General features: G+C 65.4%; 21 protein-coding genes and 3 tRNA genes. 13 read left to right on the top strand and 11 right to left on the bottom strand.

Features of this window, described 5'->3' with window-relative positions:
• Positions 1-204 precede the first annotated feature (204 nt).
• From CQ040_RS11885 to CQ040_RS11905, 5 genes are all read left to right on the top strand, one after another.
• Positions 205-277: transfer RNA gene (locus CQ040_RS11885), tRNA-Glu, on the top strand.
• 29 nt (positions 278-306) lie between these two features.
• A tRNA-Asp gene (locus CQ040_RS11890) sits at positions 307-380 on the top strand.
• A 72-nt stretch (positions 381-452) separates the two neighbouring features.
• Positions 453-525: transfer RNA gene (locus CQ040_RS11895), tRNA-Phe, on the top strand.
• Positions 526-835: 310 nt separating this feature from the next.
• Positions 836-1,390, top strand: coding sequence for a MauE/DoxX family redox-associated membrane protein (locus tag CQ040_RS11900; protein WP_181156885.1), 555 nt, complete (start codon positions 836-838; stop codon positions 1,388-1,390).
• Between the two features lie 744 nt (positions 1,391-2,134).
• Positions 2,135-2,371: a hypothetical protein gene (locus tag CQ040_RS11905; RefSeq protein ID WP_146113869.1), complete on the top strand. Its 237-nt coding sequence runs from the start codon at positions 2,135-2,137 to the stop codon at positions 2,369-2,371.
• A 356-nt stretch (positions 2,372-2,727) separates the two neighbouring features.
• Here CQ040_RS11905 and CQ040_RS11910 read toward each other — a convergent pair whose 3' ends face one another.
• Positions 2,728-3,057 carry a plasmid replication, integration and excision activator gene (locus tag CQ040_RS11910; RefSeq protein WP_181156886.1) on the bottom strand — a complete coding sequence of 110 codons (330 nt, stop codon included), beginning with the start codon at positions 3,055-3,057 and terminating at the stop codon, positions 2,728-2,730.
• Positions 3,058-3,680: 623 nt separating this feature from the next.
• On the opposite strand from CQ040_RS11910, the gene CQ040_RS11915 reads away from it, so the two are divergent.
• Together CQ040_RS11915 and CQ040_RS11920 are read left to right on the top strand one after the other, a co-directional pair.
• Positions 3,681-5,360: a DUF262 domain-containing protein gene (locus CQ040_RS11915; RefSeq protein WP_105526362.1), complete on the top strand. Its 1,680-nt coding sequence runs from the start codon at positions 3,681-3,683 to the stop codon at positions 5,358-5,360.
• A 553-nt stretch (positions 5,361-5,913) separates the two neighbouring features.
• Positions 5,914-6,204 carry a hypothetical protein gene (locus tag CQ040_RS11920; protein ID WP_105526361.1) on the top strand — a complete coding sequence of 97 codons (291 nt, stop codon included), beginning with the start codon at positions 5,914-5,916 and terminating at the stop codon, positions 6,202-6,204.
• An 11-nt stretch (positions 6,205-6,215) separates the two neighbouring features.
• Here CQ040_RS11920 and CQ040_RS11925 read toward each other — a convergent pair whose 3' ends face one another.
• Both CQ040_RS11925 and CQ040_RS11930 read right to left on the bottom strand, forming a co-directional pair.
• A complete protein-coding gene (locus CQ040_RS11925; RefSeq protein WP_181156888.1) occupies positions 6,216-7,697 on the bottom strand; it encodes an APC family permease in 1,482 nt (493 codons plus the stop codon).
• A 22-nt stretch (positions 7,698-7,719) separates the two neighbouring features.
• Positions 7,720-9,000 (bottom strand): amidohydrolase family protein, encoded by a 1,281-nt coding sequence (locus tag CQ040_RS11930; protein ID WP_105526359.1) that lies wholly within the window; start codon positions 8,998-9,000, stop codon positions 7,720-7,722.
• A 206-nt stretch (positions 9,001-9,206) separates the two neighbouring features.
• On the opposite strand from CQ040_RS11930, the gene CQ040_RS11935 reads away from it, so the two are divergent.
• A complete protein-coding gene (locus CQ040_RS11935; protein ID WP_181156890.1) occupies positions 9,207-9,698 on the top strand; it encodes an Lrp/AsnC family transcriptional regulator in 492 nt (163 codons plus the stop codon).
• Positions 9,699-9,714: 16 nt separating this feature from the next.
• On the opposite strand, the gene CQ040_RS11940 is transcribed toward CQ040_RS11935, so the two are convergent.
• Entirely contained in the window at positions 9,715-10,560 is an 846-nt protein-coding gene (locus CQ040_RS11940; protein ID WP_105526357.1) for a transposase, read from the bottom strand.
• 59 nt (positions 10,561-10,619) lie between these two features.
• A complete protein-coding gene (locus CQ040_RS11945; protein ID WP_105526486.1) occupies positions 10,620-10,892 on the bottom strand; it encodes a hypothetical protein in 273 nt (90 codons plus the stop codon).
• Between the two features lie 186 nt (positions 10,893-11,078).
• Here CQ040_RS11945 and CQ040_RS11950 point away from each other — a divergent pair, with 186 nt between their 5' ends.
• Positions 11,079-11,603 (top strand): hypothetical protein, encoded by a 525-nt coding sequence (locus CQ040_RS11950; protein WP_258131409.1) that lies wholly within the window; start codon positions 11,079-11,081, stop codon positions 11,601-11,603.
• A gap of 225 nt (positions 11,604-11,828) precedes the next feature.
• Complete coding sequence (locus CQ040_RS11955; RefSeq protein WP_105526355.1) at positions 11,829-13,217, top strand: cell division initiation protein; 1,389 nt, start codon at positions 11,829-11,831, stop codon at positions 13,215-13,217.
• 87 nt (positions 13,218-13,304) lie between these two features.
• Here CQ040_RS11955 and CQ040_RS11960 read toward each other — a convergent pair whose 3' ends face one another.
• The 4 genes from CQ040_RS11960 to CQ040_RS11975 all read right to left on the bottom strand — a co-directional run bounded on the left by CQ040_RS11960 (position 13,305) and on the right by CQ040_RS11975 (position 17,351).
• Positions 13,305-14,423 carry an acyl-CoA desaturase gene (locus tag CQ040_RS11960; RefSeq protein WP_181156899.1) on the bottom strand — a complete coding sequence of 373 codons (1,119 nt, stop codon included), beginning with the start codon at positions 14,421-14,423 and terminating at the stop codon, positions 13,305-13,307.
• A 182-nt stretch (positions 14,424-14,605) separates the two neighbouring features.
• Positions 14,606-14,890: a hypothetical protein gene (locus tag CQ040_RS11965; protein ID WP_146113868.1), complete on the bottom strand. Its 285-nt coding sequence runs from the start codon at positions 14,888-14,890 to the stop codon at positions 14,606-14,608.
• A gap of 203 nt (positions 14,891-15,093) precedes the next feature.
• A complete protein-coding gene (locus CQ040_RS11970; RefSeq protein ID WP_105526352.1) occupies positions 15,094-16,065 on the bottom strand; it encodes an intradiol ring-cleavage dioxygenase in 972 nt (323 codons plus the stop codon).
• 71 nt (positions 16,066-16,136) lie between these two features.
• The gene (locus CQ040_RS11975) at positions 16,137-17,351 is read right to left on the bottom strand and encodes a low temperature requirement protein A (protein WP_374954125.1); all 1,215 of its coding nucleotides are present in this window, start codon (positions 17,349-17,351) and stop codon (positions 16,137-16,139) included.
• Between the two features lie 279 nt (positions 17,352-17,630).
• Between CQ040_RS11975 and CQ040_RS11980 the strand changes: the two genes are divergently transcribed.
• Genes CQ040_RS11980 through CQ040_RS11990 form a run of 3 tightly spaced genes read left to right on the top strand, consistent with a single transcriptional unit; the run spans position 17,631 to position 21,491 of the window.
• On the top strand, positions 17,631-19,157 hold the full coding sequence (locus CQ040_RS11980) for a sugar transferase (protein WP_028502014.1): 1,527 nt from the start codon (positions 17,631-17,633) through the stop codon (positions 19,155-19,157).
• 4 nt (positions 19,158-19,161) lie between these two features.
• On the top strand, positions 19,162-20,358 hold the full coding sequence (locus CQ040_RS11985) for a glycosyltransferase (RefSeq protein ID WP_105526351.1): 1,197 nt from the start codon (positions 19,162-19,164) through the stop codon (positions 20,356-20,358).
• Positions 20,355-21,491 (top strand): glycosyltransferase family 4 protein, encoded by a 1,137-nt coding sequence (locus CQ040_RS11990; RefSeq protein ID WP_105526350.1) that lies wholly within the window; start codon positions 20,355-20,357, stop codon positions 21,489-21,491. Before CQ040_RS11985 ends, CQ040_RS11990 begins: the two co-directional genes overlap by 4 nt.
• Positions 21,492-21,548: 57 nt before the next feature.
• Here the strand turns inward: CQ040_RS11990 and CQ040_RS11995 are convergent, their stop codons facing one another.
• A complete protein-coding gene (locus CQ040_RS11995; RefSeq protein WP_105526349.1) occupies positions 21,549-22,859 on the bottom strand; it encodes a hypothetical protein in 1,311 nt (436 codons plus the stop codon).
• A 10-nt stretch (positions 22,860-22,869) separates the two neighbouring features.
• The coding region (locus tag CQ040_RS12000) for a NosD domain-containing protein (RefSeq protein ID WP_181157662.1) at positions 22,870-24,646 on the bottom strand (1,777 nt) is incomplete at its 5' end.

A 24,646-nucleotide genomic window follows, 5' to 3' on the forward strand; every position in this document is an offset into this window, starting at 1 on the left:
CCTTCCGCCGGTTTCACAGTTGCCACACTAACAACAACTTTCACATCAGCACCAGGGGTAGCCCGCCAGTCTCCCTGCACTACAGACACCTCCATCGTCCTCCCTAAACACGCCCGGGAGTCGGAGCCGCGCCCTCGATTCGCGATTTGCCCGAATCATCCCTTATGCTTGAGCGTCGGCAAGGAAGTCCCCCGGGACTGACTCGGCCCCATCGTTTAGCGGCCTAGGACGCCGCCCTTTCACGGCGGTAGCACGGGTTCGAATCCCGTTGGGGTCACACCTTCCGGTATAATTGAAAACAAGTATGGCCCTGTAGCGCAGTTGGTTAGCGTGCCGCCCTGTCACGGCGGAGGTCGCGGGTTCAAGTCCCGTCAGGGTCGCTCCGTTCGTCGGGCTCTTTCTTCGGAGAGAGCCCTTCGTCTAGGACGCGACAGGTTCGCCGGTCGCACCACGGCTCTGTAGCTCAGTTGGTAGAGCGTTCGACTGAAAATCGAGAGGTCACGGGATCGACGCCCGTCGGAGCCACACGAGTGATCATTACAATCACTCCAGAAACCCTCGCCTAGCTTCTACATGGCGGGGGTTTTGCCTTTTCCCTGGCGAGAGCCGGTTTCTGAATTGTTCCCCTGCACCGCTCCGGCCTGGCCGTTGAGCGAGCGGGACTCTCAGACGCTGAGCGACGCAGCGCCCTCAACATAGAGCTTGTGCCGGTTTTGTGCCGGTTCACCCTCACTCGCTACTGTCCCCCAAAGAGGGGACATCCAAACTGCGGAAACGGGCGTACCGTCGGACGCGGGTCGTCATTGACGTGGATGCAGACCCAAAGGAGGTTGAAGTGCCGGTACTGATTTATTCGCTCTCAGCGCTCGTTGGACTCATTCTTGCCGTCACTGGCGTGATCAAACTGCGGGAAGGTCAACGTCCGCTCGGGCAGGCGATCGAGACGTTCAGAGTCGTGCCGGCTGCAGCAGTGCGCCCGATCGCCGCGGTCCTTCCGCCACTTGAACTCGCCGTTGGGCTCGCTCTCGTGGCCGGGATTGCAGGCCCGTGGGCCCTCGCAGCTGTGGCGCTCATCGTGGTCTACACCGCGTCCGTGATTTCCGTTATCACCCGGAAGATCTCTACTGATTGCGGTTGTTTTGGGTCGGTACTCAAGTCACGAGCGAATTGGGTGGTGGTTGGCCGCAACGTCGTCCTTCTTCTTGCTCTTGCACCTTCCCTCCTTTGGCCAATCACCGGCTTCGTGGATGAGAGGGTCGGATGGGCCCTCGTCGGGCTCGGATTCCTCATCGGGCTCGTTCGGATGTTCACACCAGTTCGCCACTCGCAGAAAACAGAAGAAGAATCTGCGCCTCAGAGCAGAGTCGCAGTGAACCAGATTGGAGATTGAGCGTGGATATGAAACGTAGATCGTTCATCGGAATCGGACTCGGCGGCCTCGCGGCCATGATCTTCCCAGAGCTGGCAAGCGCTCGAGCGGGTGCTTCTTCTGCGGCGAGCAAGACCGCAGACACGCCATGGCAGTGGCAACCGAGAGACGCGCGGGCAGCTACGGAGGAGGAACGCTCGAAGTACCTTGCACTCTTCGAGAGCGATCTCGAGAGCATGGAACGCAGCTATGGAGCACGCATGGAAGGACAGCCCCTGACTATGTCGATCTCCGAGAGCATCTACGGCACGGTGGTGGCCTTCGGAGCGGCTCTGGTCACGGCTCGAATTTACGCTCGGCATGTTGAGCTTTCACCTGAGGGGAAAGTCGTTCGAGCGGCAACGACAACGTTCGCTGTATCCGAAGACATGGAGACCATGAGCCTGTACTCCATGGGCCCCGATGCCCGCTCCGCAGTTGCTAGCCGGGCTCAGTTCGACGCCACAGCCGCTGCGAGTTGCCCTCCAGGTAAGCACTCTTGTCGCACCTGTTCCGAGCTCAACACGGGTGGAGTGCTGGCATGTTGCGGCGGCTGTGCGTGGGCGGCTGCGAATCCATACGCCCTGCTGTCTTGCGTCATTATCATGTGCTCAGTCTGTGCATCACAGAACTGCAGGAGGTGGACCTATGCGTGCTGTGGCGTCTGAACAGGACCGACTCGCGACGGATGATACGGACGTCAGACCGTCTCGGACTGCGAGGTGGGTGCTTCTGACGCTGACGCTCGCGTTCAACCTCTTCGCGACGTACTACTACCTCGCGATGGTCGACGTCACGAACCCGACTGTTCTGATCGTCGGTCTCGTGATCCTATGGGCAGTCTGGGTGGCCTTGTTGATCGTCACCCTCGTCACGCGCCCGGGGACGCGAGTGGACCGTCTCGCGATCAGCGCCGCCGCTGCTTGTGTTGTCATCAGCGCGGCGCTTTACTTCCTAGTCTGACCAGACGCACCGTCCGGAAAGCGGAACTCCCAGACGTTAAGCGAGCGCAGCCGAAACAAAACGCCCTCGACACGGAGCTCGTGCCGGTTTGTGCTGGTCGCGCGATCGGGTGCCGGTAGAGCACCATGTCGAACTCTGGCTCTAGAAAGAAGCTGGACCCGTTGACCAGTGTTCACTGGGCGGGTCCGCAGTCCAAGGGTATCGTGCGCCTCAGAAGTCCGGCATGACGTCACCCTCCCGTATGCTCCGCTCGACGCGGGCAAGAGTCTCCTCGACCTCGAGGTGTCCGCCGGTCAGATACCGCCTGCGCCGCGTGGGCGCAAGTTCCGGAGGCAAAGCTCCGACGCGTGCTGCGATTAGTACGCGCGCTTAGGAGGCTTCATCTCCGTTGCTCGAAGCGAATACGCAACGCGAGGTCGTCCGCCCGTCTCCTTGACGTACGGAGTCACCGACAGGCCGTCGAAGACAACGGGACGGAACGGAAGCCCCTGGGTCTCGGGCGGTGCTGTCGGCTCGGTGATGCTCGCGATCTTGACCGTCACCTCTCCCTGACCCTTTTTGGCGTCTGGATCCGCGTCGATGATCCGCACTTGCCATAGGGGGTGCCCTGTGCGCTTGTCGAGGTCCTGCCCCTGACGCTGGCCGTCTTCGGACCACTTCGCGACCGGCTCGACCTCACCGACCATGAAGGCCCCGCGTGGGAAGTACGCCTCGAAGTTGACCGGGATGGATGTCTGGATTGCCCTTGCAACCTCCTGCTTGAGTTGTGTTCCGCAGTTGCGGGAACAACTCCACATTCGGTCGGCACCCTGACACGCCCGGGCCGTATCTCGCCCCTCCCGCCGTCCAGATCGGCCAGCCGAGCGGGATGTTACGAACAGCCGCGGCAGGCAAATCCCTGATCCAGTGCCATAAGCAGCAGACTCAAGAACTTGGGAAACTCGAAAAAGTCAAGCCGCCGTGAAACCGCGTGTCGCACGGCGGCATGCGACACCAGAGGAACCTTCGGTCCGCTGAAACTGGGCCGCGGCGGGAACCGCGCCTCACTTCGAAGCTGCTGGCCAATAGCGTTGACGGCGTACCGAGCTGTGAGAACTTTCTTTACTCATTCAAGGCCGGCCTAGCGGCCGGCTGCGCGTGATCGTCGGGCCTGCGGTGCGTCCGGTCCTCGCTACGCTCCGGTCCGGGCGCTCCTCAACCCGACGATCACGCTTCGCAGGCGGAACAGACTCGCTCCAGTCGCGGCCGATCGTGCGCGGTTCGAAACCCAACGCTAGAGTCAGGCAAGGCCACGCGCGATTGGAATTGCATGACTTCTAGCTCGATTGACTTCGGACTCGCCGGAATCGGCGCCCAGCTCAAACAGCGTTTGCTGAAAGTGCCGCTCTATCAGCGTTCCTACGCATGGGAGAAGGACCAGGTCGACGAGTTCTGCGGTGACGTTCGTAACGCGTTCAACAGTGAGCCGCGCGAGCACTTCATGGGCACGATAGTCCTAAGTGAGGACGATTCACGCGCGACAATCATCGACGGGCAGCAACGGCTGGCAACGACCGCGCTCCTCCTCGCGGCATTGCGCGATCACTACCGTGAGCACCACGAGACCAATCGCGCCGACAGTATCAATAGAGAGTTCCTCAACTCTTACTCGGATGACGAGGACGACTTCATTCCCCGACTGACTCTCAACTCCGAGGACGACGAGTTCTTTCGCCAGTTCGTCATCGAAGGGTCCCCGGAGGTTGCGGCGACACGCGCCTCTCACCCGCTGATTGCGGCGGCATATCAACAGTTGCGGAAGTTTGTGGCCGATGAGGCGGTCAACGCCGGCTCGAGTTGGGTGCAACGCCTTATCGCATGGCGCAAGTTCATCGAGGAGGGGCTAAACGTCATCTACGTATCGGTGGCGACAGAGTCTGACGCCTTCCTGATCTTTGAGACCCTCAACGATCGAGGCGCAAAACTCACCCTTGCCGATCTCCTCAAGAGTTACCTGTTCGGTAGGGCGTCCAGCACAGCGGGCGGGCTAGATCAGGTTCGTGAGCGGTGGCTACTTGCGCTTGGCGCGCTCGAAACCGACCAGGACCTGTTCATCACATTCCTTCGGCAATACTGGAGCTCGATGTATGGCGCGACCCGCGAGCGCGACCTCTACCGCAAAATCAAGGAGGAAGTCGTCAGCGCTGCTCAGGCCATCTCATTCTCGGGCGATCTTGAGAAAGCTTCGACGCTCTATGCCGCATTGCGCGACCCTGGGCACAGCTACTGGCAGGGATGGGGGACCGAGACCAAGGCCAACATCGAGACTCTCAATCGTCTCGGGCTCGAGCAGAATCGCCCTCTCTTGCTCGCCGTCCTCCAGCATTTCCGTCGAAGCGAAGCTCAGAAGGCGCTCCGCTTGGCAGTCAACTGGGGGGTCCGCGGCCTGGTAGTCGGAGGCATCGGCGGTGGCACGGCTGAGAAGGCATACTGCGAAGCCGCGATCAGCATTCGCAAGGGTACGACCAAGCTCTCATCTGAGCTGCTGCCGTCGCTAGCCGCCATCGTCGCCACCGATGAGGAGTTCGCAAGTGCTTTCGCCACGATCCGCGTGCCCAAGACAAACATCGGTCGCTATTACCTGGTCGCGCTTGAACGCGAGTCGCGGGGAGAGGCAGAGCCGGAGCTCGTCCCCAACGCGGATGAGAACGCTGTGAATCTCGAGCACGTGCTGCCGAAGCGCGCGACTGCGTCGGACTGGCCCAAGTTCGCGGGCGACCTCCGAGCGGAATGGGTGGATCGGCTCGGCAATCATTCTCTCTTGAAGAAGACAGAAAATGACGCGATCGGCAACAAGTCGTTCAGCGTGAAGAAGCCTGTCCTGCTGGCATCGAGCCTCAATCTCACGGAGGAAATCGGCAGGGAAACCGACTGGACACCGAAAACGATCGCAGAACGGCAACTCCGACTCGCGGATCTGGCCGTTCGCGTTTGGAAGCGCAGCCTCTGAGAGACGAACAGTCGTGCCGGTTCTGTGCCGGTAGCTCGACTGAAAACACCCTCAACCAGCCGCGACCAACCATGACCACTTCCGCGGAATCACTCGGCAAACGGCGACCAACGAGCGCCCACTATCCCGCCGCATCCAACTGAAAATCGAGAGGTCACGGGATCGACGCCCGTCGGAGCCACAAGGGTGATCATTACAATCACCCCAGAAACCCTCGCCTAGCTTCTACATGGCGGGGGTTTTGCCTTTTCCTGGTCCGGTTGAGTTCTCTCCCGATCAGGCGGCCGGCCCTGGTGCGTGATCCCGAGCGTTCGGCCCGCTGACAGAAGCGGGCCCGAGATCATGCTCGCAACCATCATTCCCGAGATGAGCGGGTCCTCCGACAGACCCTGCGACGGGCGTTCGGGCTCGACTGACTGACCAGCCATTCGAGCCGTTAGGCTGCGATCATCATGGACCACGAGCACCACCCCGCATCCGGCTCCGCCACCGCCGGCATCTGGCGGGTCACGCGCCGGCCCACGGTCCGCACCCACCAGGACGAGGTCCAGGAATGACCACCCGCCGGATCGAGCTCACGATGCACCGGCCGCGATTCGCGCTCTATGCCGGGATCAGGCCGACGCTCGTCATCGGCGGGCGCGGTCAGCCGACGCAGTGGGGCCTGGGCACCTGGCAGGTTCCCGCCGATGAGTCAGTGGTCATCGGCGTGTACCTGTTCAACCGACTATGGCGCTTCGGTCAGACCGAGTTCACGCTCGAACCCGAGGATCACTCGGCTCTGGAGTACCGGGCGCCGGTGCTGCCCTTCCTTGCTGGACGCCTCGGACACCGTTCCCGCTGACCCTCGACGACTCAGCTCTCGGCGTCCACATCCACGGTGTTCAGCGCGGCGTATCGTTCCGGGCGCCGTGCGCGGAAGACGAGCGCGACGACGATTCCCGCGAGGATCGCGAGGGGGATCGGGATCAGCAGGAGCGCGTTGACGAAGGGCTCGGCTGCGGTGAGCAGCTCGAGCTGGGACACGCTGAGGCCGACGAACACGAACAGGCCGATCGCCGCGAGGACAGGGGCTACGATCACCCGCCAGACGCTGTGCCCGTGCCGGTCGCGGAGGAAGAAGGCCACGACCGCGATCGCGGCGATGCCCTCGAGCAGCAGGATGCCGAGTACGCCGGGAGCTGCCGACCAGAGGAAGACCACGAGGTACGGGTCGGCGCCGGCGATGGCGGCGAAGCCCAGCACCACCACGCAGATCACGATCTGCAGAGCGACACCGCCGACGGGCGAGCCGTGGGCGCGGCTGATCTTCGCGATGCTACGAGGCAGGATTCCCTCGCGGGCGAGCGTGAAGTGATACCGGGACGCGGCGTTGTGGAACGCGAGCGCCGCAGCGAACGCACTCGTGCACAGAAGAAGCTGCGACAGATCGGACAACCACGGGCCGACGAACTGCTCCATCGAGGCGAACGTCAGGAGGGCCACGTCGTCGCTCGCCGCCGCGTCGAGTGCGCCCTGAGTGCCGTACGCGGCGAAGATGCACCACACCGAGAAGGTGTAGAAGACGCCGAGGAACGCGATCGCGATGTAGGTGGCACGCGGCACCGTACGCTTCGGGTCCTTGACTTCCTCCGCATAGATCGCTGTGGCCTCGAACCCGATGAATCCGCCGGCGGTGAGCACGAGCATCGCACCGAAACCGGGGTCGGCCATCACCGCGGGGTTGAAGATCGTGACGGTCTCGGCGATGTCGCCACCGCCACCCTGACCGAGCATGAAGACCTCGTAGACCACGAGCACGGCGACCTCGAGACCGAGCGCGATGCCCAGAACCTTGGCACCGAGCGTGACCTTGAAGTAGCCGAGCAGCGCTATCCCGATCACCGCGAGCGCGGCGAGGATCACCCAGTTCACGCTCAACCCGAACAGCGAGGCGAGCATGTTCTGGGCGTACACGGCGAATCCGGCGACCAGGCAGATCGTCATGGCGTTGTACGACACGACGGCCAGGAGCGCGGAGCCGACCCCGAACGGCTTCCCGATGCCGTGGGTGATGTACGAGTAGAAGGCTCCGGCATTCTTGATCCGAGGGCTCATCGCAGTGAAACCGACGGCGAAGAGGATCAGGACGATCGCTGGAACCAGATACCCGTAGGCCGCCGATTCTCCGCCGGTGCGGATCGCGAGCGGCACGACTCCCGCGACCACCGTGAGGGGAGCGGCGGCCGCGACGACGAAGAACACGAGGTCGGCAGTGCCGAGGCCCGCGCGGCGGAGCGTGCGCGGTTCGGACGCATCAGTGGGGGCGTGTGGTGCTGAGGGGGCTGTCGGGGTCATCATCGTCCTCGGATTCGGCGTTTCAGCGGGCGGGTGAGCGGTGCGCGGTGGGAGTGAGCTCGTCCAGCCACAGTTGTTCGCCGCGGCGAACATATCGCAGACGGTCCTGGGCGAGGGAGTGGATGTCGTCCAACGGGTCGCCGTCGACGATGAGGAAGTCGGCGGCCTTGCCCACTTCGAGCGAACCGGTCAGGTGGTCCACGCGGAGCGCCTTGGCGCCGTTGAGCGTGGCGGCGACGATCGCGTCGCTCTCCGGCATCCCGGTCTCGACCATGGTGTGGATCTCGGACAGGGTCGATGCGCCGTAGGGAACATCGACGCTCGAGAAGCTGTCGCTGCCGACGGCGATCGTGACGCCGGCGAGACGGGAGGCGGTGAAGTTGTCGGCGACGCGGTTCTTCTCCTTCTCGACCATGGTTTCGCCGCGGTAGTTCTCGAGACCCTCACGAGGGGGCGGCGGGTACTCGTCGAACCAGGGCCCCAGGAACAGCTGCAGCGTCGGCACGTGGATGACGCCGTTGTCGACCATCATCTGTCGGCACTCGTCGTCGAGCTCTTCGCCGTGCTCCAGCGTGGCGACGCCGGCGCGGAGACAGTCTTTGGCAGCGGCGAGCGACTCGGCATGCGCAAGCACGGGGATCTTCACCATCGCCGCTTCGCGGACGACCATGCAGAGCTCCTCGAAGTCGTAGTGCTGGTCGGTCTCGAGCTCCTTGTCCCACATGCCGCCGCCGGTCGCCCAGATCTTGACCGCGTCGGCGCCCATGCGGTTGAGCAGACGGACGGACTTGCGCAGCTCCTCCGGCCCGTCGGCGAGCATCGCCCACGGGTGACTGCGCTGGATCATGTCGCACGGCAGGTTGTGCGCATCACCGTGCCCACCCGTACGAGAAAGCCCCGGCCCGCAGGCGACGATTCGCGGTCCCTCCATGTGACCGTTGTTGACCGCCCACTTGAGCCGGAGCCCGTTGCGGGAGATGTCGCGGATGGTGGTGACCCCGTGCTCCATGAGCGCGCGCATCTGCTGCCCCGAGAGGATCGCCTGGCGAAGATCGTCTTCCACGACCCAGGTCGTGTAGTTCGGCGAAGACGCCCCGCCGAGGTGCGTATGACAGTCGATGAGGCCGGGCATGACGGTCATGTCTCCGGCGTCCACCTGCTCGGCACCTGCCGGGACCGCGACGCTGCCGCGCGGCCCGACCGCCACGATCGTGCCGTCGCGCACGACCAGCGTCGCGTCGTCGATGACCTGCCCCGTGCCGTCGAGCAGGCGTCCGGCCTGAACAACCGTGATTTTGCTCATCACGAACTCCTTGAACCGCTGATTTCATCGTTGAACATCTGTTTGAAAATGAATATAGCGGTTGGGCTCCTTCTCAGCAACGAAAATTACAGAATCGCATGGCGTGCACCGTCAAAATGATCGTCGGCGAGATGCTGTGCGACGAGAATGACGGTTCGAGTACGCTGTCAGCGTGCCGAAAGGCCGCACGAGAGGAGCACGCACCGATGCGATCCGGAGAATTCCACGGACTGGTCCCGGCACAGCTGGACGAGCTCGACCGCAAACTCGTCCGCCTTCTCCAGGAAGACGGACGCCGGTCCGTGACCGAGATGGCCGGAGCCGTCGGCCTCTCGCACGCGGCCGTCCGACAGCGCATCCAGCGCCTGTTGAACGAGCGCGTCGTCACGATCGGCGCGATGACGCATCCGCAGACTCACGGTTATGCGCAGTCAGCGCTCGTCGGTGTCCGCGTGGACCACCGCGTGCACGAGGTGAGCGATGCGATCTCGGCGATCGACGAGGTGTACTACCTGGTCACGACCACCGGACACTACGACCTCATGGCCGAACTGATGGCCGCGGACAACGAACACCTGCTCGACCTCGTGATGTCGATCCGCGCGATCCCCGGGGTGACCGAGACCGAGACGATCAGCTTCGTCGACACGGTCAAGTGGATCTACCGGCCCGACTTCGCGACGCGCGGCAAGAACTGACCCCACTGACGCCTGGTTACAGGCTCTCCAGCGCCTTCCGCGCCAGATCCACGGCACTCGCAGCAGCATCCGCCCGCGCAGCCGCATCCGCCCGCCCCTCCTCGGCACCCGGGAGGTCGTGCTCGACGCGGGCCGCGTCTGCGCGAGAGTGAGCGAGCTGATCTTCGAGCTCCGACAACCGCTCGGACAGCTCCTTCCTTCTGGCACGCAGCGCCTGCAACGCCGAATCCTGAGCTGTGAGCTCCCGTTCCGCCGATGCCTGTTCCTTCTCGGCGTCCGCGACTGCGCGCTCAGCCTCGCGGCGAGCCCTGCGCGCCTGCAACTCGCCGGGGGGACGCAGAGCTTCCGGGGCCGGCACCGGGCTCTCTCCGGCCACCGCATCACGGACGTCGTCCGCCGTCGACGAGGGCGCGAGAGCCCGCAACAGCCGGCCCGAGGCGACGGCCGCCGCCGCGGCAGGATCGAAGAATGCCGCGGAGATGCTCTGCTCGACGGCCTCGAGCGTGGCGGGCGTGATGCGTTCACCGCGTGCAGCAGCCAACTCCCCCGCGCTCTCGGCGAGCCTTCGCGTCAGCGCCCGACGCTCCCGACCGAGTTTCGCCAAGGCCGGCGCATCCAGATCATCCTGCGCCTCGCGAAGCTCTCTCGCGAGTTGGAGTGCCTCCCCCAGCTGACCTGCCCGTTCCTGAGCGAAGACGTTGACCACCCAGGCCGCGACGGACGGCTTGCGCAGGGTGAGGATTCGCGAGGCCACTCCCCCGTCTCCGGCTTCGTCGGCCAGGGCTTTGCGAGACGACACGAAGTTCTCCGGGGGCCCGGCATACAGTCCGCGCACGATCTCGTCGAACGTCGGAGCAGCCATGGCCCAACGATACGCCGAGCGGCGGGCAGCTCGACCGCGAGAGCGATGGCGGTTCCTCGTCAGAGCAGGTCGAACTCCCCGCCGTACGGCAGAGCATCGTCACCGAGGTCACGGGCGTCGAAGTCGACGCTCTCGACCGAGATCACGACCTTGCTCGCTGAGGAGATGAGCACGCTCATCGAGCGATCACCCGCCGCGACGAACTCGACGAAAGCTCCGCCGGAGTGCACCGCGTCTTCGATGCGCCGTCTCAAATCGGCGACATCCTGGTCTTGAGCCAGGAAGAACCCAGCATCGTCGAGCGCAACCCGCGTGCGGGACATGGTCTGCATCTCGCCCTCCACTTCTCCGTCTGGTGCCACCGGCGACGCTATCGACCGAGCTGCCGACGCAGAAGGGGATTGCGCGAGAGCCCGAGAAGAGGCAGGCGGCGTGACGGACGGGACTAACCAGATCAGCCCGGTCGGGCTCCGGACCTCCGCACGGGAAGCCTGCGAGGAGCCGGATACGCTGTGCCAGTGGATGCTGTCCCCTACCTCTTTCTCGGCCTGCCGATCCTCGCCTTGATCATCGGCGGCCCCCTGCTGAAGTCTCGACTGAGTCGCAGTGCGTCCGAGGCCGGTGACGAGACCGGGCGGAAGTTCGCCGCCGCCAAGCTCGCCGAGACGCTCGATGAGTTCGGCACGACCCTGGTGATCCACGCACCGGAGCCCCTCGCGCGTGAGATCGTGGCATCGGCGATGGCGAAGAAGCAGCGAGAGTACGTCATCCGCAGCGATGGCGACTACGGCATCCGCTTCATCGAACCCGACGACACCATCGTCCATCTCACCGCCGACCCCGAGGGCACCCGGCTGCAGGTCGAGACGTTCCGGGAGTACCTGGGTTCTCCGCAGACGGGTCCGCTGTGGACAGAGCTGCGCTCGCGCGTCGCTACTGCTGCCGGAGCCCGCGAGATCCCGGTCGCAGCGGGCGAGCCCATCGAGTTCCTCCGCGGAGCGCTCATCGACGACCGGAACGCCCGCTGGGTTCGAAACTCGTGATCCGATTCCGGGCCCCGGGCGCGGAGCGACCCCAGCCCGACGAAACCGAGCGCGCAACATCCCGCAGACGCAACTAGGCTGGAAGGCGCGCCCTGCCCGCCGGGCCTCCGCCGGGTCACGGTGGTGGCGTGCGCCCTGACGACCTCCTCCACCGGTCCACACGGTCCCGCTTGTCGGGATGGAGCCGCAGCTCCCGGTGTGGCCACGCCAGAAAGGCAAGAACCCATGAGCGAATCCCCTGGAACCGCCGACCGCGAAGGCGAGCGCTCGCCGGACTTCTTCGACCAGCTGATCGAGACGCCACAGCGCGACCAGCAGGGTGCGTTCACCATCGGCTTCCGCGGCTACGACAAGGGCGAGGTCGACTCGGCACTTTCGACCCTCCGCAACCAGCTCAAGCAGGCAGCCGCTGACGTCGCCGAGGCACAGGCCCGCGAAGAAGAGGCCGTCGAAACCGTACGAGAAGAGGAGCGCAAGGCCCGCGAAGCCCTCGAGAGCGAACTGACGGCCGCGAACGCCAAGGCCTCCGACGCCGAGCAGCAGGTCGCGACCCTCACCTCTGAACTCGTCGACGCTCCCCAGCCCGACGGCGAAGAGGCTCCTTCCCGTCAGCAGTTCGAGGCGATCCTGCGCGTCGCCGAGGAACAGGCGAACGTGCTCATCCAGAACGCGGCCGTGCAGGCCGACCGCCTGATGACCTCTGCTCGTGAGGAAGTGACCGCGCAGCGCGCCGAGGCCGACGCCGACGCCGAGCGGATCACGGCCCAGGCGCAGCGCGACGCCGACCAGGTGCGTCTGAAGATGGACACCGAGTACACGGCGCACGAGGCCCGCATCGAGCGCGAAGCCGCGCACGCCGCCGAGAAGGTGAACCAGGCCGCCCAGGAGGCCACCGCGATCCGTACCGAGGCTGAGAAGGGCGCGGCCGCGCTGCGCTCCCTCGTCACCCGCGAGACGACCCAGCTGCGCGCCGACGCCGAGCGCGATGTCCGCGACATGAACGCCCGCGTGCTGGAGTTCGAGGAGACGCTCACGCGCCGGCAGGACGATGCGCAGCAGGAGTTCCTCGTGCTGCACAACCAGGCCGTGGCGCACGCCGAACGGATCACCAACGATGCGAACGAGCAGGTCTCGGCATCACTCGAGCATGCCCAGCGCATCTCCGCGCGGGCAGAGGACTACGAGCGTCTGACGCGTTCGCAGGGACAGGCCATCGAGGCAGACGCCCAGGTCCGTGCGCGCGAGACCCTCGAGCGTGCTCGTGCGAAGGCGCAGAAGATCGTCGACTCGGTCACCGGCCACACCACCTCGGTGCTGCACGACGCAGAAGACCGCACGCGTCAGCTGCGCTGGCAGCAGCAGCAGCTGACGAGCTTCATGGCGGAGGTCAAGGAGCTCATCCGTCCCGACGGAATCTTCTCCGACGATTCCCTGCCGGCCGGCATCGCCGCAGCGGACGAGGCGACCGTCGAGGCGCCTGCCGAGGCGAACGACGCGACGCCGGAGGAGATCTTCCTCGGTGACGAGGTTCTCGAGGACGAGCTCGACGACGACCGCCCACTCGAGAAGATCACGATCGACGTGGTGGAGACGAAGAAGAAGTCTTCCAAGTAGTCACGGAACGACAGAGGCGCGAGCAGGAATTCCTGCTCGCGCCTCTGTCATTCCCGGGCTGATCAATGCCCGGTGAGACCGCTTCGGCTACGCCCGCCCGAACTGGGCGGATGCCGGGCAGTCGAACGGGTCTGCGCCGGCGGCGAGACCGACACGGTTCAGGTACTCGATCACGATCATGTACGAGCGTCCGAGGCTGGTCTCCGTGTACGGCACGCCGTTCGCCGCGCAGTAGTCACGTACGATCTCGCGCGCCTGGGACAGATGCGGGCGCGCCATGCTCGGGAAGAGGTGGTGCTCCACCTGGTAGTTGAGGCCACCCATGAGCCAGGTCGTCCACCATCCACCGCTGATGTTGCGGGACGTGCGGACCTGCTTGGTGAAGAAGTCGAGACGGGCGCCGGGCTCGATGATCGGCATGCCCTTGTGGTTCGGCGCGAACGCGGCCCCCATGTAGACGCCGAAGACCGCGAACTGCACACCCATGAAGGCGAAGGCCATTCCGAGCGGGAGCATCATGAACACGGGCACGAGGATAAGCGCGAACCGCAGCGCGATGATGCTCAGCTCGGTCCAGCGTCCCTTGACGTTCTTGGTCGTCATCAGGTACTTCAGGCCGAGGTAGTGGAGGTTCAGCCCCTCGAGGGTGAGCAGTGGGAAGAAGAGCCAGCCCTGCTTGCGGGTGATCAGCTTGATCAGGCCCTTCGCCTTCGCAGCATCCTCTTCGAGGAACGAGACGGTGTCGACCTCGATGTCGGGGTCCTTGCCGACCTGGTTCGGGTTGCCGTGGTGCTTGGTGTGCTTCGAGTCCCACCAGGAGTAGCTCATGCCGATGCTGGCGATCACGATGCGGGCGAGCTTGAAGTTCGCCGGTCCCGTCGTCAGGATCTGACGGTGTGCTGCCTCATGTCCCAGAAACGCGATCTGGGTCAGGACGATGCCGAGCCCCGCGGCGATGAGCAACTGGAACCAGCTGTCGCCGAGCAGGATGAAACCGGTGATGAGACCACCGAGGGCGACGGCGATACCGGCGGCCACGAAGACGTAGAACCACTGGGTGCGTCCGAGCAGGCCGGTCTCCTTGACCACCTGCGACACCTGCTTGTAGGCCTTGGCCATCGGAGGGAAATCCGCATTGCCGGAATAGGTCTGGCGAACCGGACCGAGCGTTGACGCGGTCGTTTCGATCTGTGTGCTGGAGATGATCTTCTCCTGACGATCGGAGCCCTTGAGCTGTGAAAGCCCAAGGCAGGTGCCGAACGCTTACCTCACGATAGCCCTAGCTCCATGCGCGTCAGGGAATACTTCGACAACCCCTGGCCACCTCTCAGCATGCGCGCCGAATGGTGGTCGGGGTGGCCGTCGAGAACACAGAGTCCCGGTCGGCGTCAGGAACGGGCGCGGCGGGTCCTCCGGCGCCAGGCGCGCGGCAGGATCGGCGCGAACGCCGGTCCACGACTGACAGACTCGTGTGCTTCCTCGAGCGCGCTGAACGCGTCATCGAGCGAAGCGAACGCGCCGAGCTCGGTGCCGCGGTTGTCGCGCACGAGGTGGGTGGTGCCGTCGAACTCGACGAAGCCGGCGAACTCGCCGGCACGGGTAGCGACGTGCACATCGGCGTCGGCCTGTTTCCAGGTCAACGGATCGGACGGGGGAAAGGTGGTGGTGCTCATGGTGATGCTCATTGCTGTGTGGCGGACACGCGTAGGCGCTCCGCAAGATTTGAGACCGAGGGCGGATTCCGCACGCATCGATGTGCGCGGTCCGTAATGGCCCTGATCAGTGGCGACGTGGCGGCCGAGAGGGGCGATGCACACACGCTGCACGATAAGCATAGCAGACCGCCCCCTCGGCATCGAATCCTCGTCTCGTCGCCTCAGCTGGCCGGCGGCTGCCCGCCGCCGCCAGGCCCTCCCTGACCTCCCGACGGCGCCGATCCAGCGGTGGGGCTCGTCGCTGTGTCGACACCGACGACCAGCGTGGCCGCACACCCCGCCGAGACCCCTCCGGAGACCGTGGCCACCTGCAGAGCGCCGGAGTCGTCACCGAAGACGTTGTCACTGGCGAGGGTGATCTGGGAGAGGTTGCGCGCGGACCCGTCGTAGGCGGTTTCCGCATACACCGCAGCGCAGGCCGCCTCGGGAAGGGCCAGCTGAGACGTCGCGATCGCCGTGGTCGAATCGGTGATCGAGGCGACATCCGGATAAACCTCGAAGTGGATGTGCGGCCAGCGTCCGGAATAGCACCCGGGGAAGATCGACGTGAACGACACCTTGCCTTCGGCATCCGCCACCTGCACGCCCCGCAGGTAGGTGACATCTTCCAAGCCGGAGGAGTACATCGAGTACTCCCCCTGCGCCGTGCAATGCCATGCATACACCGCGACACCGGCGAACGGCGTGCCCCCGTTCGCGAGGTCGATGATCTGCAGCTCGAACGTCAGCGGCACTCCCTCGGCCGTCGCCCCGCCGTCGATCGACGAGCGGATGTCCTGACGGACGATTCCCGAGTCTTCGAGGACATCGGGGCCGTTCGAACCGTCGCCCGGATACGGTCCTGCCGTCTCGTCGGGGATCTCACCCACGCCCGACGTACCGTCGCCCGAGCTTCCCGACGTCGCCGCCGGCGTCGGAGTGCTCGACGATCCGCCGGAGGCGGCAGGCGCGCATGCCGCGAGCACGACGGCACCGAGACCGAGGCCTGCGAGCCCGAGCACGCCGCGCCGGCTCATCAGCGTGCGGATGTCGAAGGCCGCCCCCTGATCGACGACCTCTTCATCGATGCGATCGAGCAGCCGGCCTTCGAACGCGGGGCCGTCGGGGGTCTGCGTGGGTTCCGGAATGCTCATGATCTGACTCCTTATCGGCGAGGGTGGACCACCAGGCTCGCGGAGCATCCGATCAGAAGGCTTTGCTCGGCCTATGCCTTCTCTATGGCGGAAGCGGCGACCGGCGGGCGGAGCACCAGCACGACGACGATGCCGACGAGGATCAGGGCGGTGAGCGTGACCGGGATCGGAAGGATCGGATCGAGCAGCACCAGCACCGCGCCGAGCGGGACGACGGTGTTCACGACGCGGTCGGCGTTCTCGCGGATCGCGATCCACCAGATACCGATGAGGAAGATGGCTATCGGGATCGTCACCGTGAACGACGCCGCGATGTTCGAGAGGTGACTCTCCCCTGTCAGGACGTCGAGCTCCACCTCGATGCCCGCCGAGAACGCCGCGGCGGCTGCGAACACGAAGTAGTGCGCGTAGCCGTAACGCAGCGAACGGCCGAAGGTCGTGATCGCGCGGTGGTGCGGCGGCCAGAAGTAGATCCACCACAGGGATGCCGTGACCAGGAGTGTGAGCACGGAGATCGCGATCAGCGGTCCGAGCGTCTCCACCTTGTCGAGCGCGTCGATGATGGCATTCGCCGACGCGAGAAGACTCTCGCCGAGCACGATGAGCGTGAACAGTCCGTAGCGCTCGGTGATGTGGTGCGGGTGCCACGGAGTCTGCCTGCGGTACTCGGCGAACACCGGGACGCTGATCTCGATCAATGCGAAGAGTGCGAAGGCGATGAACTGCAGCGGTCCCGTAGGGATCAGCAGGAAGAGGATCCAGAGCACCTGGACCGCCGCGATGCCGAAGGCGTACCGGCGCGTCGCGGATCGCAGGGCGCCGGCCGAGCGCGACGCCCGCAGCCACTGCGCGACCATCGCGACGCGCATGACGACGTAGCCGAGGACGGGGATCGTGAAGTTCCCCTCGTTGAACGCCTGTGGGATGCCGGCGGCGAAGACGAGGACGCCGCCCATCTGCACGAACGTCGTGACGCGGTACAACCAATCATCGGTATCGAATGAAGTCGCGAACCAGGTGAAGTTCATCCAGGCCCACCAGATCGCGAAGAAGAGCATCGCGTAGGAGGTGATGCCGTGGAGGAACTCGCCTTCGCTGAGGGCATGGTGCAGTTGGGCCGAGGCGATGCTCACGGCGACGACGAAGACGAGATCGAAGAAGAGCTCGAGTGGACTCGCGGTTCGATGCGGCTGAGCGGGGTCCCGCGGCAGCATCGTGCGGAGCTGGAAGCGAGGGGAATCTGTGTTCGCGGTCACCGCGACAGGATAGCCCGCGACCGGAGCCATCTCGCGACACGGATTGTTCCACTCGGCAGAGATACCTTCCGGTAAAGACGATCTTCCGCTACAGTGGTGAAGGTCTGCAGTGCCTGCTGTCAGCGACCGCCGTGTGGGACGGCGAAAACGCACCTCGTGATGTGGGAATCACGGGGAGTTTCAGCAGGACCCGAGGGGTCGGGACGCAGACAAACGCCGTGAACGTGGGGTTCATGGTCTGGGGAATCTGGGGAATCACATGTCGCACTGGGGATATTTGCGTACATTCACGGCTCAAGGAGCCTCGGCATGACTTCCGTCGAGGATGCCCTGAGCATCACTCGTACGGGCTTCGTGCCGGTCGCTGCTCCGCGAGCCGCCAAGTCGGTGACGCGAACGGTGGTCACACCGCGCGCCTCGGCGACCTTGGAGAGACGCCGTCAATGGGAGCGCCGCTATCGGATGCGACTGCGGATCACGGATGCAGCTGTCATCCTGTTCGCCCTCGGTCTGACCGCAGCGATCCAGCTGGCGACCGGCGTCTCCGGGCTCGAGGTCCTGCGCGGCGGCATCCCGCTCGCTGCGCTGTGGTACCTCATGCTCAGCGCGATGCACACGCGGGACGCCGCGTTGTTCCGCGCGAGTGCCACCGAGTACCGCGGCGTGGTCCACGCCAGCGGACTCGCCTTCGGGATCATCGCCATCGTGGCGGTGCTGCTCGCATGGAAGTCGATGCAACTGACGCTGCTGCTGGGGCTGCCCCTCGGTGTGTTGACGCTTCTCGTGACCAGGTGGTTGTGGCGCCACTGGCTGCAGAAGCAGCGTTCCCACGGGAGGTTCGCCTCCCGCACCCTCGTCGTCGGCAATCGAGATGACGTGGAGTATGTGGTGCGGACGCTGCACCCGATCGGTGCATCTGGTTACCAGGTGGTCGGCGCGACGCTGCTCGACGGCAACGCGCGCGACATCGTGATCGACGACACGAGGTTCCCAGTTCTGGGGAACGTGAACTCCGTGTCGTCGGTCGCGGCCGAGGTCGGTGCCGACACGATCATCGTGGCGAGCCGCCCCGAGGGCGAGCCGGAGTTCGTGAAACAGCTGAGCTGGCAGCTCGAGGGAACCGCCGCCGAGCTCGTGCTCTCCAGCCGGCTCACCGATGTCGCGGGTCCCCGCATCTCATTCGCCCCCGTCGAAGGACTGCCGCTGATCCAGGTGCAGATCCCGACCTACGAGGGCGGTCAGCACCTGCTCAAGCGCGCACTGGACATCGCGGTCGCCACGTTGGCGCTGATCCCGATCGGGCTGCTGGCCCCCGTGCTCGCGCTGCTCATCAAGCTGGACTCGCGCGGTCCTGTCTTCTTCTTCCAGGAGCGTGTCGGCCGTGACGGTCGTCGCTTCAAGATCGTCAAGTTCCGCTCGATGAAGACCGACGCCGAACAGCAGCTCACTGCACTGAAGGCGCAGAACGAGGGCGCCGGCCTCCTCTTCAAGATGAAGGACGACCCGCGAGTCACCCGCATCGGAAAGGTGCTGCGCAAGCTCTCCCTCGATGAGCTGCCGCAGTTCTGGAACGTCCTCATCGGCGACATGAGCGTCGTCGGACCGCGTCCGCCGCTGCCCACCGAGGTCACCGCCTACGACGGCACGGTGTTCCGCCGCCTCTACATCAAGCCTGGCATCACCGGCCTGTGGCAGGTCTCCGGACGCAGCGACCTCTCCTGGGATGAGAGCGTGCGCCTCGACCTCCGCTACGTCGAGAACTGGTCAGTGATGAACGATCTGCAGATCATGTGGCGCACCGCCAAGGTCATGGTGCAGCCCAGCGGGGCATACTGATCGCATGAGCAATACGAACCGCCTCACCATCGCGATGGTGGGGACTCGAGGAGTGCCCGCGGCCTATGGCGGCTTCGAGACCGCCATCGAAGAGGTCGGTCGCCGGCTCGCGGACCGCGGACACGATGTCGTCGTGTACACCCGCGGTTCCGAGCGGCGCGAGAAGGAATACCTCGGCATGCGGGTGGTGCACCTCCCTGCGGTACCCGTGAAGCAGATCGAGACGCTCAGCCACACCGGGCTGTCGGCGCTGCATCTCATGTTCCGGCGCCGACCAGACGCGACGTTCGTCTTCAACGCTGCGAACTCCCCGTTCCTGCCTCTGCTCCGGCTGCGTCGGGCTCCGGTCGCGTTGCACATGGACGGGCTCGAATGGCGACGCTCGAAGTGGGGTCCGCGAGGCAAGGCCTACTACCGCTGGGCGGAGCAGTTCGGCGTCCGTACGGCCGATGCACTGATCGCGGATGCGCCTGGCATCGCCGACTACTACCGGCACCAGTTCGATGTTCCGACCGAGCTCATCCGCTACGGCGCACCGATCCTCGATGAGCTCCCCGAGCGCGGCGTCGCCGAGATGGGGCTGACCCCTGGCGGGTACCACCTCGTGGTGGCGCGCTTCGAGCCCGAGAACCACGTTCTCGAGATCGTCGAAGGCTACCGCGACAGCGATGCGGCGCTACCGCTCGTGGTCGTCGGGTCGGCGCCCTACAGCGCCGGATACACCCAGGAGATCCAGCGAGTGGCCGACGGCGACGACCGGATCCGGCTCGTCGGAGGCGTCTACGACCAGGATCTGCTCGACGCGCTCTACGCGAATGCGCTCACGTACCTGCACGGCCACTCCGTGGGCGGAACCAACCCCTCGCTCCTTCGCGCGATGGGGGCCGGAACAGCGGTGATCGGCTTCGATGTGCCTTTCAACCGCGAGGTGCTGGACGGCAACGGATGGTTCTTCGCCGATTCCGCCGACGTCGCCGAGCAGGTCATGGCAGCGGAGAGCGATCCTGAGGCGACCGCGTCCTCGGCGAAGGCCGTGCAGGAGATCGCGCGCACCCGGTTCCGTTGGGACGATGTCGCGGACGAGTACGAGGCGCTGGCCCATCGCCTGGCGGAACACGCGACCATCCACCCGTCGGCTCGCCGTGCGCGACGACGGACGACGGACTGGTCTCCCGTTCCCGCCAGACCGGCCGCCTCATGAGCAGCGACGCGAAGCAGCGCACAGTCCTTCTCGTGCATCCCGGCGCCGAACTGTTCGGTTCCGACCGGATGCTGCTCGAGAGCGCCGCCGGCCTCGTCGAAGCGGGCGCACGTGTCGTCGTCGCCCTCCCGAGTTCCGGACTCCTCGTGCACGAGCTCCGCAGCGCCGGCGCCGAGGTCGTCATCGTCCCGATGCTCGTGCTGCGCAAGGTCCTGTTGACTCCGCGCGGACTCCCCCGACTCTTCCGGGACACGTTCCGCGGCCTCGGCGCCGCATGGCGTCTGATCGGTCGGGTACGCCCCGACGTCGTCTACGTCTCGACGATCATCATCCCCGAGTGGCCGCTGGTCGCGCGGCTGCGTCGCACCCGCTCGGTGAGTCACGTGCACGAAGCCGAAGCCTCGGGCAGCAGACTCGTCAACCGCATCCTCTACTCCCCCCACCTGGCCTCCCAACGCACACTGGTGAACAGCCGTTTCAGCCTCGACACGATCCATGCCGCGCTCCCCGCGCTCGCCCGGCGTGCGCACGTCGTCTACAACGGGGTCGCATCTCCCCCACACCCGACCTCGCCCCGACCGCGCACCGAGCGCGCACTCCGCGTGCTCTACGTCGGCCGCCTCTCGCCCCGAAAGGGCCCTGACCTTGTGATCGAGGCCGCCTCACGCCTGCAGTCCGCGGGGCGTGCAGTCGACGTCACGCTTCTCGGCGCGGTCTTCGAGGGCTACGAGTGGTTCGAGCGCGACCTGCGCACGCAGGCGGAAGAAGCCGGCGTCTCGGTCGACTTCGCCGGGTTCCACACCGACATCTGGCCCTTCCTCGCCGAGGCGGATGTGCTGGTCGTCCCCTCGCGGGTCGACGAGCCTTTCGGCAACACCGCCGTCGAAGGCATCCTCGCCCTTCGTCCTGTGATCGCGAGCGATAGCAGCGGTCTCCGGGAGGCGGCCGGGGGTTACGGCACCGCACAACTCATCACGGCCGGCGACCCCGACTCGATCGCATCCGCGCTCACCGACATCGACACCCGGTGGGACGAGATGGTGTCGACCGTCGCAGACAGTCGAGCCGAGGCACTTCGACGACACGCTCCGGCTGTCTACCGCTCGAGCATCACGTCGCACGTCCTGAGCTGACGCTGGCGCTTTTGCCGACACCAGGTCTCGTTCACGGCGGCCAGATCGGCCGACCGGCTAGATCCCGCCCGTGGCTCCGACCGTCAGCCGCGTCTTGTTGCGAACGATGTAGATCGAGAACGGGATCAGCTGGCACACCACCAGCGCGAAGGCGACCCCGATCAGGGGGCCGGCGATTCCCAGCACCGGCGTCAGGACGAAGGAGAGCGTGATTCCCACGGCCGCCATGCTGAGCGTGGGGATGACCTGGAACCGGATACCCGGCTTATCCATGATGAACATGCCCAGTGGGTAGACGGCCGCGGTCATCATGATCATCAGGCCGAACGCGAAGATGGTGCTCGGGTCGACGGTCAGCTTTCCGTTCGAGATGAAATCGAACAGCCAAGGGCCGACGAGCCAGACCACGACCGTCGCGATCGCGATCGCGGCGGCGAACAGCGCGGAAAGAAGGAACGGCCCCCGTCGAAGGTCACCGTCGTGCCGGCTCTTGGCGAAATGCGGCCAGAGCGCGAGCCCAGCCGCCATCACCAGCCCGTTGAGCGCGAAGAAGACCTGCCCGGCCACGCCGTACTCGGCCACGTCGGTCGGTCCACCGAGCTGGGCGATCACGTACCGCTGGGACCCGACCGCGATCGGGTAGGTCACCATCTGCGCGAGCATCGGCCAGCCGACATCCATCACGCGGACTCCCGGAAAGCGCCGGGGGCGCAGAACCATTCGCGCTGCCGACGGAATCAACGGTGATGTCGTTCGAGCGGTGATGAGGATGCCGAGCACCGCCACCAGGAATGATGCGGTGAACGACGCCACAGCCAGGAACGAGTGCAGGTTGTCTCCGCCGAACGTGAGCATGAGCCAGACACCGGTCAACGTCAGCGGCGAGATCAGCCCCTGCAGCAGGATCACGATGTGGTTCCGACGCTGCCCCAGCATGATCCGCGCCCAGACTCCGAGCGGGATTCCGAGACAGAAGATGGTGACGCAGTAGAACGCGGCCAGCGAAGCCCCTGGGCGCCCTCCTGCCTCGCCGAAGACCAGCTCCCACGCGCCCGTGAGCACGAGGACGGTGTTGATCGCCATCGCGGTGGCCGCGAACATGAGCAGCACCCGTCCGACCGACGTGAGCTGGTACCGCAACTTCTCATCCGTGCGCACGTCGTCGCTCGTCGCCACAGCGTTGACGAGGACAGCCCCGCTGCCGAGGTCGGTGAACGTCAGCAGCGACGGGATGGTGATCAGCAGCGTGTACAGGGCGTAGCTGTCGACACCGGCGTCTCCGAGGATCATGCGAGATGTCAGAACGCCACAGACCAGCGCGATGACCATCGTCAGCGCACGCGCGCTGACGGCGAGAAGAGAGCCCATGTTTACATCGTCACCGCGGCAGGGCCCCCAGCGTCGTGCTGCTGCCGGGGAGTCGCGATACTGACGCGATATCCGACGGCACCGGGACCGCCACGGACGCCTGACCCGCCGCATACGCAGGCAGCAGCCCGTAAGCGCCGTCGACGACGGTCGCACCCTCCACGAACCGCGAGCGGCGGTCTTGCCCTGTGGCGGCCGTGAACGCGGCGAGAGTGTCGGCCACTGCCGGATCCCTCGAAGTCGCGCCCCTTGACCATGCGGAGAACCACCTCGGAGTGCCCGGCGACGTGCGGTGATACAGGTTGCCGTTCACGCTGGAGACCATCTGGGAACCGGTGTACTGCAGTGAGAAGTCCTGCACGCAGACCAGGCAGTTGCCGGCACTCTCCGCCATGACGTTGTTCGACATCACGACGTTACGCACGATCCAGGAGGCCTGCGGTGCATAACGCGTCCGTGGGTCATGCCCTGGCGTGTTGGGGTCGGAAGCACGGCGGGAGTCCATCCCGATGCTGATGTTCCTGTTCGCGTTCCCGACGAACGTGTTGTTCCAGATCTTCACGCTGCCGGAGTTGAGCACGAAGAGGCCGAAGTCACCGTTGCGAGCGATCACGTTGTCGGCGATCACCGCGCGTTCCGACAGCTCGACCATCACTCCATGACCGGTGTTCCCGATCACATCGTTGCCCGTGAATGCGATATCGAGCACTGATTCATCGAACCACGGGCCACGCCCGTAGTTGCCGGTGAATGCGCTGTCGGTCACGGTCACCCCGCGGGTTCTCGTGACCTTGAAGGCCCCGGAGACCGGCGAATGGTTGAACTCCTCCATGTTGTTGCCGACGGAGAGCATCTGGCTCACCTTGAGGCCGTCTGCCTGAGATGCGCCGCCGCCGAGCAGCCCGTTGCCGATCAATGACACTCGCGTGAGCGTCGTTGCGGGAGCCCACGAGTAGAAGCCGGTCGTCGAGTTGTCGCGGATCGTGACGTCGGTGAGCGAGACATTCGGTGCGGCGGCGATCACCGTTCCCATCTGAGGAACGCTGGTTGCGTACCGACGGACTCCGATTCCGCGAACCTCGGTACCTGCCGAACGGATCGAGAGAGCCTGGGTGAGCACACTCGCTTCGACCGATTTGCCCGTCGGGTTGGAACCGATCACGAGCCGCTTCGCAGAGCCGTCGACGAAGAACGTGCCGTCAGTGACCTGTGCTGCGGAGGCGACCTCACGCAGTTGGACACCTGCCACCCACACCTCGTCCGGATGCGCAGCCATCGGGTGGTCGGGGTCGACGAAGCGCCACTCGGCCTGGGTGTTGTCCGGAGCACCCTTGGTGTAGGTCGGGCTCGCATCGAGAGCGACATTCCATCCGTCGACGGCCCAGGTGTTTCCGGAGGCCTTCCATCCCGTGACGGGTTTCGCTCCGTCGAGCCAGACCGCCTCGTTCGGGGCCGGCTGGATCGTGACCCGCTTCTGCGCCGGGACCACGATCTCCTCATGGTAGGTGCCTCCGCGGAGGACGATCGTCCCACCGTTCGGAACCACGCGCAGTGCGGCCGCGATCGTCTTCACGGGAGAGTTCTTCGTCCCCGCAGCTCCATCGAAGCCGGCGGGACCGACATAGATCGCGGTCGCCGGAGCCTCGTAGGCGAGCGTTCCCGGTGCCTTCGCGCCGGGTTCGCCGCGCACGCCCTCCGGTGTCACCGGCGGCACGGGCTCGGGATCGGGCGTCGGCGTGGGCGTGGGAGTCGGCGTCGGCGTCGGCGTCGGCGTCGGCGTCGGCGTA

It is taken from the genome of Microbacterium sp. MYb54, assembly GCF_002979515.1.
In the GTDB taxonomy this organism is placed as follows: domain Bacteria; phylum Actinomycetota; class Actinomycetes; order Actinomycetales; family Microbacteriaceae; genus Microbacterium.

Excerpts from the sequence above, each read along its gene's own strand:
- CQ040_RS11910 (WP_181156886.1), bottom strand. The coding sequence starts at position 3,057 with ATGGTCGGTGAGGTCGAGCCGGTCGCGAAGTGGTCCGAAGACGGCCAG.
- CQ040_RS11915 (WP_105526362.1), top strand. The coding sequence starts at position 3,681 with ATGACTTCTAGCTCGATTGACTTCGGACTCGCCGGAATCGGCGCCCAG.
- CQ040_RS11920 (WP_105526361.1), top strand. The coding sequence starts at position 5,914 with ATGACCACCCGCCGGATCGAGCTCACGATGCACCGGCCGCGATTCGCG.
- CQ040_RS11925 (WP_181156888.1), bottom strand. The coding sequence starts at position 7,697 with ATGACCCCGACAGCCCCCTCAGCACCACACGCCCCCACTGATGCGTCC.
- CQ040_RS11930 (WP_105526359.1), bottom strand. The coding sequence starts at position 9,000 with ATGAGCAAAATCACGGTTGTTCAGGCCGGACGCCTGCTCGACGGCACG.
- CQ040_RS11935 (WP_181156890.1), top strand. The coding sequence starts at position 9,207 with ATGCGATCCGGAGAATTCCACGGACTGGTCCCGGCACAGCTGGACGAG.
- CQ040_RS11940 (WP_105526357.1), bottom strand. The coding sequence starts at position 10,560 with ATGGCTGCTCCGACGTTCGACGAGATCGTGCGCGGACTGTATGCCGGG.
- CQ040_RS11945 (WP_105526486.1), bottom strand. The coding sequence starts at position 10,892 with ATGCAGACCATGTCCCGCACGCGGGTTGCGCTCGACGATGCTGGGTTC.
- CQ040_RS11955 (WP_105526355.1), top strand. The coding sequence starts at position 11,829 with ATGAGCGAATCCCCTGGAACCGCCGACCGCGAAGGCGAGCGCTCGCCG.
- CQ040_RS11965 (WP_146113868.1), bottom strand. The coding sequence starts at position 14,890 with ATGAGCACCACCACCTTTCCCCCGTCCGATCCGTTGACCTGGAAACAG.
- CQ040_RS11970 (WP_105526352.1), bottom strand. The coding sequence starts at position 16,065 with ATGAGCATTCCGGAACCCACGCAGACCCCCGACGGCCCCGCGTTCGAA.
- CQ040_RS11975 (WP_374954125.1), bottom strand. The coding sequence starts at position 17,351 with ATGGCTCCGGTCGCGGGCTATCCTGTCGCGGTGACCGCGAACACAGAT.
- CQ040_RS11980 (WP_028502014.1), top strand. The coding sequence starts at position 17,631 with ATGACTTCCGTCGAGGATGCCCTGAGCATCACTCGTACGGGCTTCGTG.
- CQ040_RS11985 (WP_105526351.1), top strand. The coding sequence starts at position 19,162 with ATGAGCAATACGAACCGCCTCACCATCGCGATGGTGGGGACTCGAGGA.
- CQ040_RS11990 (WP_105526350.1), top strand. The coding sequence starts at position 20,355 with ATGAGCAGCGACGCGAAGCAGCGCACAGTCCTTCTCGTGCATCCCGGC.
- CQ040_RS11995 (WP_105526349.1), bottom strand. The coding sequence starts at position 22,859 with ATGGGCTCTCTTCTCGCCGTCAGCGCGCGTGCGCTGACGATGGTCATC.